Annotated in this window: 12 protein-coding genes; 11 read left to right on the forward strand and 1 reads right to left on the reverse strand. The window is 48.3% G+C overall.

Features of this window, described 5'->3' with window-relative positions; all coding sequences use genetic code 11:
* Positions 1 to 228: 228 nt before the first annotated feature.
* Positions 229 to 1224 (reverse strand): YafY family protein, encoded by a 996-nt coding sequence (locus B1C80_RS07730; protein WP_077920485.1) that lies wholly within the window; start codon positions 1222 to 1224, stop codon positions 229 to 231.
* A 177-nt stretch (positions 1225 to 1401) separates the two neighbouring features.
* Here B1C80_RS07730 and B1C80_RS07735 point away from each other — a divergent pair, with 177 nt between their 5' ends.
* The 11 genes from B1C80_RS07735 (at position 1402) to B1C80_RS07785 (ending at position 10778) form a co-directional block, all read left to right on the forward strand.
* On the forward strand, positions 1402 to 1908 hold the full coding sequence (locus B1C80_RS07735) for a hypothetical protein (protein WP_077920486.1): 507 nt from the start codon (positions 1402 to 1404) through the stop codon (positions 1906 to 1908).
* Between the two features lie 7 nt (positions 1909 to 1915).
* Entirely contained in the window at positions 1916 to 2572 is a 657-nt protein-coding gene (cas6, locus tag B1C80_RS07740) for a CRISPR-associated endoribonuclease Cas6 (RefSeq protein ID WP_077920487.1), read from the forward strand.
* A 5-nt stretch (positions 2573 to 2577) separates the two neighbouring features.
* A complete protein-coding gene (locus B1C80_RS07745; RefSeq protein ID WP_077920488.1) occupies positions 2578 to 3174 on the forward strand; it encodes a hypothetical protein in 597 nt (198 codons plus the stop codon).
* A complete protein-coding gene (locus B1C80_RS07750; RefSeq protein ID WP_077920489.1) occupies positions 3164 to 5341 on the forward strand; it encodes a CRISPR-associated helicase/endonuclease Cas3 in 2178 nt (725 codons plus the stop codon). Before B1C80_RS07745 ends, B1C80_RS07750 begins: the two co-directional genes overlap by 11 nt.
* A gap of 6 nt (positions 5342 to 5347) precedes the next feature.
* Positions 5348 to 6676 carry a hypothetical protein gene (locus B1C80_RS07755; RefSeq protein WP_077920490.1) on the forward strand — a complete coding sequence of 443 codons (1329 nt, stop codon included), beginning with the start codon at positions 5348 to 5350 and terminating at the stop codon, positions 6674 to 6676.
* Between the two features lie 13 nt (positions 6677 to 6689).
* Complete coding sequence (locus B1C80_RS07760) at positions 6690 to 7754, forward strand: CRISPR-associated protein Cas7 (protein WP_077920491.1); 1065 nt, start codon at positions 6690 to 6692, stop codon at positions 7752 to 7754.
* A 51-nt stretch (positions 7755 to 7805) separates the two neighbouring features.
* Complete coding sequence (locus tag B1C80_RS07765) at positions 7806 to 8324, forward strand: hypothetical protein (protein WP_077920492.1); 519 nt, start codon at positions 7806 to 7808, stop codon at positions 8322 to 8324.
* A 6-nt stretch (positions 8325 to 8330) separates the two neighbouring features.
* Entirely contained in the window at positions 8331 to 8840 is a 510-nt protein-coding gene (gene cas4, locus B1C80_RS07770; RefSeq protein ID WP_077920493.1) for a CRISPR-associated protein Cas4, read from the forward strand.
* A 4-nt stretch (positions 8841 to 8844) separates the two neighbouring features.
* Complete coding sequence (gene cas1b / locus B1C80_RS07775) at positions 8845 to 9852, forward strand: type I-B CRISPR-associated endonuclease Cas1b (protein WP_077920494.1); 1008 nt, start codon at positions 8845 to 8847, stop codon at positions 9850 to 9852.
* 93 nt (positions 9853 to 9945) lie between these two features.
* Positions 9946 to 10209, forward strand: a complete 264-nt coding sequence (gene cas2, locus B1C80_RS07780) for a CRISPR-associated endonuclease Cas2 (RefSeq protein WP_077920495.1) — start codon at positions 9946 to 9948, stop codon at positions 10207 to 10209.
* Between the two features lie 353 nt (positions 10210 to 10562).
* Positions 10563 to 10778: a CRISPR-associated endonuclease Cas2 gene (locus B1C80_RS07785; RefSeq protein WP_077920496.1), complete on the forward strand. Its 216-nt coding sequence runs from the start codon at positions 10563 to 10565 to the stop codon at positions 10776 to 10778.
* Positions 10779 to 11199: the final 421 nt, after the last annotated feature.

Consider the following 11199-nt stretch of genomic DNA (forward strand, 5'->3'; position numbering starts at 1 on the left):
CCCGCAACGGCCGAGAGTTATGTACCACCGGCCCCTGCGAGGTTGTTTGGGGAAGAGTTGATGTGAATTCCACTAGCCCGAATCGCTACCGTTTCACCCCCCAGCCCCCTAAAGGGGGAGTTAACCCCGCCGTTTTTCTCCCCCTTTAGGGGGCTGGGGGGTGTTCAGGCAGCCCTTTGAGCCGACTAAAGTCAGCAGATATCTTCCCCAAACAAGCTCTGAAGGGGATCAATCGGCGTATTGCTGCAACGATTCCTGGAGGTAGGTTTTCAGCTGCGCCACCAGATGAGGGGGCGAAAGAACCTTCACCGCCGGGCCCAGCCGCGCCAGTTCATACACCAGTTCTTTGTTGATAATCATCCGCAACCGGATGCGGCACTCAAGCTCGGTATCGCACAACACATCGTCTTCTGCAAACGGGAAAAAGGGCTGCGCCCGGAAGTAGCGCCCCTGCTGCGGACTGAACGACAGCACCACTGCTTCCGGCTCCTGGTCTTCGTATACCGCCACCCCCAGCGAATGCCGAAAATAACTGTCGGCATCAAAATCGGGGATAACAACGTGCGGAGCGGTTTGATCTACGGCCAGACTGCCCGGCACGATCCGATCCAGGCCGAATACCCGCAGCAACCCATAGTCGACCTGGTAGCCAATCAGGTACCAGCGGTTCCGGTGTTCTTTGATCAGGTACGGAAAAACCCGGTGGGTACTGGGTGTGGGCGCGTCGAACTTTTGATGGCTGAACGTCACGACCGTTTCGTCGCGAATTGCCTGTAAGAGAAAAGCTACATACTCACTCCCCCGACTGTACGGCACCGACTCGAAATGCAGGTAGTGCCGGTAATCGGCCGAGCCCGAAAACCGGAACCGCACCGCCTTCTCCAGCTTGTCGACCAGACCTTCCAGATCGCGAAACATAGCCAGTTCCTTAAACTGATTCAGCGTAGCCACCGCCGTTTCGAGCGCGGCCAGCTCCTCATGGCTGAACGGCAGCTGAATAGCCATATCGAACGGTGTCTGGTAGCAGTAGCCCCCCTCGCTGCGCCGATAAACGATGGGAGCGTCGTACTCGTCGCGCATGAATTGCAGGTCTTCTTTCAGGGTGCGCTCCGAGACCCCACACAGCCGCATCAGTTCTTCTTTGGGTACCGGCCGTCCACCCCAGCGGTTGAGCCGACCATTGATTTTCTGAAGTCGGTCAAGGCGATTTTTAACAATAGGCATAAAAAAAACAGTTTCGTGCAGATAGATTGCCCGATGCTACGAGACCTTTGAACCGCTTACTAACATGACCTTGTAACTGGTAAAGCAAAGGCATAACATTACAGACATGTAAATCTAATCATCGATGCCGGTTCGGGATAACCGTTTACTCACTCGATGCGATTTCTATCCACCATCATGCAGTTTCGACTTACCCTTCGCCCCACCCAGCGCCAGACGCTGGTTCCGTTCAACTACGCGTATCGGCTGAGTGCGTTCATCTATGCCGTGCTGGCCGAAGCCGATCAGCAGTACGCCCATTTTCTGCACGAGCAGGGGTACGTCTATTCGACTACCCGACGCTTCAAGCTGTTCACCTTTTCGGACCTGATTATGCCGAATGCCCGCCTGGACGTACGAGCGGGCGGCATGTGGGTCAACTCACCCCATATAGAGTGGATCGTTAGTTTTTACGTCGACAAAGCCGCTCAGGATTTTATCATGGGCCTGTTTCAGGACCAGCGCTGTGTGATTGCCACGCCGAAGCACCGAACAGAGTTTATCATTGAACGGGTAGAAGCCGTACCGGTTGAGATAACAAGCGATACGGTTCGGTTACGAACGCTGTCGCCGGTAGTGATTGCGGAGAAAGACGAGCGGGGATTTAAAGTTTTCTGTTACTCTTCAAAAATTGTTTTAAGCTAATTTCTATATGCGAATCCATTTAAAACTCACTCCAAATCAAGAACCCGTCCCCTACGACCACTTGCAGTATCTGGTCGGGGCTATTCATAAGTGGTTTGGCCCTAATAATCTGCACGACTCTGAATCACTGTATTCGTTTTCGTGGCTTGTAGGTGGCAAAGGCAATGGATCGGGGCTTCATTTCCAGAAGGGAGCTTCATTTTTCATCAGTTCCTTTAGCGACGATATTATCCGACAGCTTGTGCGTGGTATTCAGGACGACCCATCTATCAACTTTGGTTTAGAAGTGCGGGAAATCATACTCCAGGAAACACCTGAGTTTGGAGATGAGGCCTATTTCAAGGTAGCATGCCCTGTATTAGCTAAGCGAAAGATTGGAGAGGAAGAGAAGCATTTCGTGTTTACTGACCCACAAGTCGATGACCTCCTGACTCAGACTTTACAAACCAAATTGCGAAAAGCAGGCCTTATTGGGGATGGGGTTCAGGTTCGTTTCGACAAATCATATCCGTTGGCCAAAGTTAAAAAAGTCAATTACCGACATATCGGCAACAAGGCCTCGCTCTGCCCCGTCATTGTCAAGGGCACACCCGAACAGATAGCGTTTGCCTGGAACGTTGGCATTGGCAATTCAACCGGTATTGGCTTTGGCGCACTTCTCTGAAAGCTATGAAAACATTCTACGTCGTTAAGTACGAGGGTCATTTTGGCTTTATCAAGCCCTGGACGGCAGTACGGGATGGTGGAAGTCCTGATGCTATTCACACCTTCAGTCAACAATTTTTGACACCATCTATAATCGAGGGTATAGAGAAAAAACTATTCCCTGAATTATTGCAAGAGAAAGGTATATCTAAAATAGCTCGACACAAGCTCACTTATGCAGGCTTCAGTGGCCAAATGGAGCAAACTCAAACCTTAGGTTGGGAATACAAAAAAGCGAAGAAAATGCTGCAACGTCCTCGGTCAATACTTGTTCGTGGTGTGCTGTTATACCCTAATTTATATCTGGCTTTTGACTCATTAGATGATGCCCAACGTGCGTCAGTACAGCACATTTGTCTGTGCCGCAATGAAGATGTACTATTTCCAACAGAAGATATTCTACATCTGACAGAAGAGCAATTTGGCGAGTTAAATGGCTTTGAACTCCGTTTTGGGCAAGCACCCGGCTCTTTTTTGGTGGGTTATAGCCGCTTTACTAACGCACCCATGTATGGCTGGATTGAATCCACACAAAATCCGCTAAAGACAAATGGCTTCTAAAACCCTTTATGCAAAAAGTCCTGATAATGGAGGTACTACGTTACGTGATCATCTCATCCATGTAGCTATTGCTGCCGTTTGCATTGCCCGGGCCTGGAAGCTAGACGAACGATTGTTGCGTATAGCAGCCCTATTACATGATATTGGTAAAGCAAGCCCTATCTTTCAAGCGCGCCTTTTTCAAAAGCAAAAACCAGTAAACCAGAAACCGTTTCGGCATGAACTGACGTCACTATTTTTTCTGCCGTTGGTTGACCGTCAACATTGGCCTGCTCTCGTGGAACTGATTGTTGCTCACCACAAATCCATTAAAAATGATGGCCGAAAAAAGGGGCTACTCGATTTGCTGAATGAATTTGAGGAAGAAGAAGGTGAGGGCGTTGTTTTCGAAATGCACGCTCAACAATGGGCAGAGTGGAGTCCTGTAGCCATTAATTTGCTGGCAAGTTTCGGAGACTTCGAGAAGAAGCCTATCACGTTGGCCGAGGCACAGGAAGCGTTCGACTTTGCTATTGCATATTGTCAGAAAGCACATAAAAAACTTGGCTGGTCCGTATATAGGGGGGCGTTAATGGCGGCTGACGAATTTGCTTCTGCCGCAATTGAAGCAACCGAACGTCAGGTGTTGCGGTCATTCCAGATGCCTGATTTACGGTTTTATAACCGGGTCAGTTCGTTACATCCCCTATCATCTTTACCTGCCAGCGCCCCACGCTTGCACACGCTTGTGGTTGCTCCCACAGGGGCCGGAAAAACGGATTACCTGATTCGGCGATGCCGGGGGCGCTTTTTTTACACTTTGCCCTTTCAGGCATCCATAAACGCCATGTTCCGGCGAATTGCCGAGGATTTGAAAGGTGATAACCCCGACCTGGACATTCGTCTATTGCATGGCGCATCAAAAGTTGTGTTGAGCCAAAGCGGGATTGCGCTGGAAGAACGGCTTATTCAGGATAAAGTCGGGGCGGCAGTCAAGGTGCTTACCCCGCATCAAATGGCCGGTATGGTTTTTGGAATTCGCGGTTACGAAGCGCTTATGCTCGATTTACGCGGTTGCGATATCATACTGGATGAAATTCATACGTATACGGATGTCACTAAAGCCATTATCCTAAAAATTGTTGAAATGCTGGTGCATTTGGGATGCCGGGTTCATATCGGCACAGCAACCATGCCATCTGTGCTATACCAGCAACTTTTAGGCATCCTTGGTGGCCCCGAAAAGGTGTTAGAAGTGGCACTACCAGCGGACGAATTAAATCTGTTTGACCGCCATCTTGTGCATAAGCTCTCTAATTGGAATGCGGCTATCCCACTTATCAAGACAGCACTGGGAGAAAAACAAAAAGTATTGATTGTCTGCAATCAGGTAAAACGGGCACAGGAAATTTTTAGGCAGTTACAGGAGATTTTCCCTAAAGCTGACAAGATGCTTATCCATAGCCGTTTCATGCGTACTGACCGTAGCAACAAGGAGAAAGACCTGAAAGAAACGTTCAACAACAAAACCAATGGCTGCATTGTCGTTTCAACGCAAGTTGTAGAAGTTAGTCTGGATATTTCCTTTGACCTGATGGTAACTGAAGCGGCACCGCTTGACGCACTGATTCAACGCTTTGGCCGAATAAACCGCAAGCGAACCCAGGATACTATCGGCAAGTTCAAGTCTGTTTATGTGCTAGCACCACCAGAAATCGAAGCCGACGCGCGCCCGTATGATCTGGACGTACTGAAACGGAGTTACGACATTTTGCCGGATGGGGACATTCTGCACGAACGTGACCTGCAGGCAAAAATTGATGTCGTTTTCCCAACGGTCGATACAACTGCGATAGACGAGCATACGATTTTCCAGAATGGTCAATTCATTATTCGTGAGCTAACTCATCATAAGAAATCCATTTTTCTTGATCTGCTCGACATTGACTCTGTAACGTGCATTCGGGAGCAGGATGTCGAGCGCTACCGCATATCACGGGCGGAGGAACGCGCAATGCTCGAAATCCCGATTCATTTTAATTCGATAGCCTACCGCAAGCTCGACCGCCTTAAACAAGTGGGGTCAAGTCCCTTTGTGATTCCAGACAAAGCCTACTCGGTAGAGTTGGGGCTGGAACTGCATAAATGCATCCCTGAAAATTATGACAGTCAATACAACCTTCTCTAACCTGCCATGATTGCATCTGCTATTGGTAAAACATTCCTCGACGCTTATAATGCGCGGGAGAAGAGCCACTTATCAGCCGAAGAATTCTTTGAACAGATATTCTTTCCGCTTTTTTATGATGATGAAAAAATAATGCAATGGGTACATGGATCACCTTTTTTTCAACTTGCGTCAGTAGAGAAGAAGCAACATATTCCCGAGAGGAGAAAAGAAGTCTTTGGTTATTTTAAATCTGAAATAGCAAAAGGTAAACCCCATGGTGGATTGGCCATCGGGTATCCAGCGGGGAATAAATATGATAGTAAAGGTACTTACGTAGTTGAATATGCTACTACTTCATCTCAAATTTCAAGCCTTGAAATTCCATTAGATCCTGAAACATTATATCTGTCGTGGATTGGAGGAGGGCTTGGAATTGGTGTTCAGGGTGGTTTATGCATTTTCCTGAACCATGCCGACATTTTAATGAAACTGTTTGAGGGCTGGACTATTTATCGTACGAGTTTTCTGAACAAGATTTCGAAGCTGAAAGGTAGTCAGATAGAAACTTGGAATGGACAATGGTTGGCGCATTGTCTAGGTGAAGATTTTATCCCTGAGCATCCCTTACTTGAATTCTCTCCTATAGATAAGGCAGGAGAACGACTGGAGACCCAGACCTGGTTACGTGTTTTAGCTGGCATTGCACTCAACTACTCCGCCGAAAACTTAACGGGCTACGTTTATAGCTACGGCCAAACAAACCGCTCTATTGGCTTTATTCCGTTTGTGTTGCCACAAATTAAACGGCCGATAACACTCTTCCGTAAACTGTTTGGAGCTACAGTAAAATTAGAGGCTGAAAAAATAGAAGACCTTTTTGGAACAGAATACGGGTTTCTGAAAGCCTGTGAGATGGGTATCATTGGCTTGAAAGCGATGGCGCCGAAAGGAGTACAGGCCTATATAGGCAGCAAAGATTCTGAGGCTAAAATTCCTAAATACCCTAAAAACACCGAATCACAACCACTTACCTTCAGTATTTACATAACCTGGGTTATCGCCATGCTAAACAATGAAGAGCTTTGGAATGAAGCCGAAGCATACGCACAGGCCTTAGTTGCCTACGAGTCTGGAGCCGGTAAAGGCCGAATGGATCGAACTAACGATATTAAAACGTTTCTGAGCGCCAGTTTCCAAAAGCCCATTTTGTCGGCTTTATCGACAATTGCGGAAAAAGCTGAAAGCAAAGAGCCTTTTCTTGAATTGGGTAAAACCATTCACTTTCTACCCAATGACAATGTACCATACTTCATGACACTTATTCGTTTCCGCTACGCATTTATCAAAAAATAAACACTGACTAACTATGAATTCCTTTGTCTATCTGAAAGTTTTACGCCGTGCCGATCACACCGTTTTTGTTGTACAGGATGGTCAAAAAACATACCGTGACCCTTATTTCGGTCGTAGCCTACCCTACTCCAGTGGGCAGCAGGTAAAACGTTCTATGCTGGAAGAATTGAATGCGAAGCTTGGAGAAGAGCAATCACCTACCACCTTTGTTTTTAATGTTAATGACCGACAACAACTTGGCGAAGGTGAAGTATTGTCAATTTGTGACCCAACTTATGCCGACCAACTTCTTGGTGGTTGGATGAGTGCTCAACAAGGTGGAGAAAGCCGAACCATTAAGCGCCGTAGTCCACTTTCTATTTCAGCCATGCGGCCACTGCACCCTTTATTGGCTACGGCACAGGATAGAGAGAACCTTACTTTTGACCGTAGCGACAAACCACATCTTCACAAGGTTGTCGTTCGAAATGCGTCTGGGCAGGTTTTAACTGATAAAGAGGTTGAGAATTTTCTGGTAGGGACTGATCGGAGTCTCCGAAGGAAATGGATACCGGATAACCGCCGGGCAACAGGCTTTTTTGTTTACGATGTTGCCATCGACCTGCGTACACTTTTCTCTGTATCAATGAACCCTTTTGAACCTGAGGTTTCAAAAGCTACGATTGAACGCTTAAAAGAAGCCGGTTGGATAGAAGGTAAAAATGCCTTCGGCCCCTGCCTTATTTGCCCGAAAGAACGGCGCGAGAAAATTATTCCGGCTCTGGCTCACGCGTTGGTAAACTGGCGTATAACAACAAATCAGGCTCGTACCTATAGCCCTCAAGAAACACTAGCGGTTGCCATTAGCGATAACGCCAACCGAATTGCCGGGGCCATTCGAGCAAAACTGATGGAAGAAGACGAAAACAAAGCCAAACCTATCGTAGACGAAACGATTCCGGGTGCAGACGTTTTCGTTACACTCGCCTGTGCAGCTTACATACCGGTGCATAGCGAAACTTTTGACGCTTTGGAAAAAGCGGAGGAAAAGTTGGTTGAGATGATGACGGCATTTGATTACGAGAATCAGGTTAAGTAATATTGGTTGGCAGGGTAAAGTTTTATACCCTGCCAATTCTTGTAGATACTCATGAAATACCCCCGCCAACTTTCCGCCGGTGCTAATAATGCTGTCATTGCCCTCTCGGATACGGAGGTGGCGAAGCTGTTTGTCGATGATACGCGGTCAGATATAGGTTCGGAAGCCGACAAAATGAAATTTGCTAATCAGATTAACGATCTGGTGGTTCAGTTTGTCCGGCTCGATTATAACGAGGAACTACAGGCCGAAATGCTGGTCATGGAACGTATACGGCCGATTGATTACCGGGCCTATGAAGTGGAACGGCGCGAACTCTGGTTCGATGTTTTTGCCGATGAGCTTCAGCAATTGCATAAGGCTGGGTTTGTCCATCGGGATTTAAAACGCCCGTCAGACCTTGATGGGTTGGCATTCGATAACATCTTATTAACCGAAAACGGCCTACGGCTCATCGACGTTGGTATTTCGGCGCTCAGACATCAGGTGGGCAACAAGATTTTTGAAAAATACCTTGAGGTCGAGAATGGCGAGTTAGAACAGTTTCGGATGTACTTTCTGAATCGCTAGTTCATCATGGCCCACACCACCGCCACCCTCATTGCCTACTATCACCTCTGCCATCGCAAACTGTGGCTCCATGCCCACCAGATTCGGATGGAACACACCTCCGAAGCCGTAGCCGAAGGCAAGCAGTTGCACGAGCGGGCTTACCCCCAGCGTGCCGAACGTTACCGCGAGATCATTCTCGACGGCTCTAAAATCGACTTCTACGACCCGTATGATAAAGTGGTTCACGAACTAAAGAAGTCCAATAAGTTGGAGCATTCGCATGTGGCTCAGGTACAGTTTTACCTGTATCTGCTTCGTAAAAACGGCATCGACGGAGCCACCGGCCTGATCGAATATCCCAAACTCCGCCAAACTGAGCGTGTCGCGCTAACGAATGAAGACGTACCGATGGTAGAAAACTGGATTCGGGAAGTTGAACGTATAGTCGACAGCGAACAGTGTCCGCCCCGACTGGCCAAGTCCCGGTGCCGGTCGTGCAGCTATTTTGATTTTTGCTGGATAGAGGAAGAGTAAAAAAATGAAACAGACTAAATACCTCTTCAACGCCGGCCGCTTGAGCCGCAAGGATAACACGTTGAAGTTTACGCCGGTAGACGAAGCCGGTCATGAAGGCCAGCCGCGCTATCTGCCCGTTGAGCAGGTGTCGGACCTGTATATCTTCGGTAGTCTGGACGCCAACTCGGCCCTCTATAACTTTCTGGGTAAGGAGGGCATTGCCGTTCATTTCTTCGACTATTACGAGCATTACACCGGTTCATTTATGCCCCGAGAGTATTTGCTGGCGGGCAAAATGCAGGTCGAGCAAACCCGGTACTATCTGTCGCCCAAAAAGCGGATCGCCATTGCCCGAACGTTTGTCGAAGGGGCGGCCTGCAACATCCTGCGGGTGCTGAAGTATTACAACAATCGGCAAAAAGACCTGGAAACGGCCGTTGCCACGGTAGAGCAACTGCTGGCGAGCGTACCGACCGCCCCGGACGTACCGACGCTGATGGGCCTCGAAGGCAACATCCGCCAGACGTATTATAGCTGTTTCGATGCCATTGTTGGGGAGACATTCTGTCTGGATGGCCGAAGCAAACGCCCGCCCCAAAACGAGTTGAACGCGCTGATTTCGTTCGGGAATATGCTCTGTTATACGGCCTGTCTGAGCATGATCTATCATACGCAACTGAACCCGACAATCAGCTTTCTGCACGAGCCGGGGGCGCGTCGGTATTCGCTGGCGCTGGACATGGCCGAGATTTTCAAGCCGATCCTGGTCGACCGGCTCATCTTTCGGATGGTGAACAAGCGGCAGCTACAGGCGTCGGACTTTCGGGTCGAGGTGGGCGGCTGTGTGATGAAGGAAGCGGCCCGCAAACGATTTCTGGAAGAGTTCGATGCTGCGCTAAAGGAAACGATCAAACACCGGTCGCTGGGTCGGAGCGTGAGTTACCGACACCTGATCAAGCTGGAGTGCTACAAGCTTCAGAAGCATTTGCTGGGGATCGAGGAGTACAAACCATTCAAGGCCTGGTGGTAAATTAATTTTGAATGAGCGAATGCGTGATTGAGTGCATACTCATTGAGCAGCTTTTCACTCAATCGCTTATCCACTCAATCACTCAATAAAAACATGTACGTAATCCTGGTGTATGACATGGGGCAGAAGCGGGTCGGCAAAATGCTGAAGCTCTGTCGGCGGTACCTGAACTGGATACAGAATTCTGTTTTCGAGGGTGAGATGACGGAGATACAGCTAAAGGAACTCCTTTACGAAGCCCGGCGAATTATGCGTGAGGACGAAGACAGCCTGATTCTGTTCAAGAACCGCGACCAGAAGTGGCTCGATAAGGAGATTGTGGGTGTAGAACGGCAGTCGACGGATAATTTTTTGTAGGGGGAAATGTCGTCGGTCTGGCCGAGCTTGTTCATTGACATGTTGTAGAAACAGGAAAGAACGCCTTGTTGGCACGTAAGCGACTGATAATGAACCGTCGTCGATCGCCGGGCTTTTTCGTAGTATTGGCGATCGACGATTTTTCATTCCAGAATAAGAGTATCAAAGTGCCTTGGGACAATCTCAAGGCACTTTTTTAGTGCTAATTTCACGGCTTCTAATCGTACCTGAGTGGAATTGAAATAATGGTGAACCGACCGAACCTCCGAAATAAGCGTCCTTCTAATCGTACCTGAGTGGAATTGAAATTGAGCTCGCAGGGTGGCCGACTTCGCTTTTATTCTTAAAACAAAATGCTGAAGCTCTGTCGGCGGTACCTGAACTGGATACAGAATTCTGTTTTCGAGGGTGAGATGACGGAGATACAGCTAAAGGAACTCCTTTACGAAGCCCGGCGAATTATGCGTGAGGACGAAGACAGCCTGATTCTGTTCAAGAACCGCGACCAGAAGTGGCTCGATAAGGAGATTGTGGGTGTAGAACGGCAGTCGACGGATAATTTTTTGTAGGGGGAAATGTCGTCGGTCTGGCCGAGCTTGTTCATTGACATGTTGTAGAAACAGGAAAGAACGCCTTGTTGGCACGTAAGCGACTGATAATGAACCGTCGTCGATCGCCGGGCTTTTTCGTAGTATTGGCGATCGACGATTTTTCATTCCAGAATAAGAGTATCAAAGTGCCTTGGGACAATCTCAAGGCACTTTTTTAGTGCTAATTTCACGGCTTCTAATCGTACCTGAGTGGAATTGAAATTGAGCTCGCAGGGTGGCCGACTTCGCTTTTATTCTTGCTTCTAATCGTACTGAGTGGAATTGAAATCCTGGCAGGGTTTCTACTACCCCGAGCAGCCCGAACTTCTAATCGTACCTGAGTGGAATTGAAATATATCATCGGTGCCCGCGCCGTCATAGCAATCTTTGCTTCTAATCG

The organism is Spirosoma sp. 209, from assembly GCF_002006735.1.
Classification (GTDB): Bacteria; Bacteroidota; Bacteroidia; order Cytophagales; family Spirosomataceae; genus Spirosoma; species Spirosoma sordidisoli.

Bases quoted from the DNA above. Each gene is read 5' to 3' on its own strand.
- B1C80_RS07735 (WP_077920486.1), top strand. From the start codon at position 1,402: ATGCAGTTTCGACTTACCCTTCGCCCCACCCAGCGCCAGACGCTGGTT.
- cas4 (WP_077920493.1), top strand. From the start codon at position 8,331: ATGGCCCACACCACCGCCACCCTCATTGCCTACTATCACCTCTGCCAT.
- B1C80_RS07755 (WP_077920490.1), top strand. From the start codon at position 5,348: ATGATTGCATCTGCTATTGGTAAAACATTCCTCGACGCTTATAATGCG.
- B1C80_RS07760 (WP_077920491.1), top strand. From the start codon at position 6,690: ATGAATTCCTTTGTCTATCTGAAAGTTTTACGCCGTGCCGATCACACC.
- cas1b (WP_077920494.1), top strand. From the start codon at position 8,845: ATGAAACAGACTAAATACCTCTTCAACGCCGGCCGCTTGAGCCGCAAG.
- B1C80_RS07785 (WP_077920496.1), top strand. From the start codon at position 10,563: ATGCTGAAGCTCTGTCGGCGGTACCTGAACTGGATACAGAATTCTGTT.
- B1C80_RS07765 (WP_077920492.1), top strand. From the start codon at position 7,806: ATGAAATACCCCCGCCAACTTTCCGCCGGTGCTAATAATGCTGTCATT.
- B1C80_RS07730 (WP_077920485.1), bottom strand. From the start codon at position 1,224: ATGCCTATTGTTAAAAATCGCCTTGACCGACTTCAGAAAATCAATGGT.
- B1C80_RS07750 (WP_077920489.1), top strand. From the start codon at position 3,164: ATGGCTTCTAAAACCCTTTATGCAAAAAGTCCTGATAATGGAGGTACT.
- cas6 (WP_077920487.1), top strand. From the start codon at position 1,916: ATGCGAATCCATTTAAAACTCACTCCAAATCAAGAACCCGTCCCCTAC.
- B1C80_RS07745 (WP_077920488.1), top strand. From the start codon at position 2,578: ATGAAAACATTCTACGTCGTTAAGTACGAGGGTCATTTTGGCTTTATC.
- cas2 (WP_077920495.1), top strand. From the start codon at position 9,946: ATGTACGTAATCCTGGTGTATGACATGGGGCAGAAGCGGGTCGGCAAA.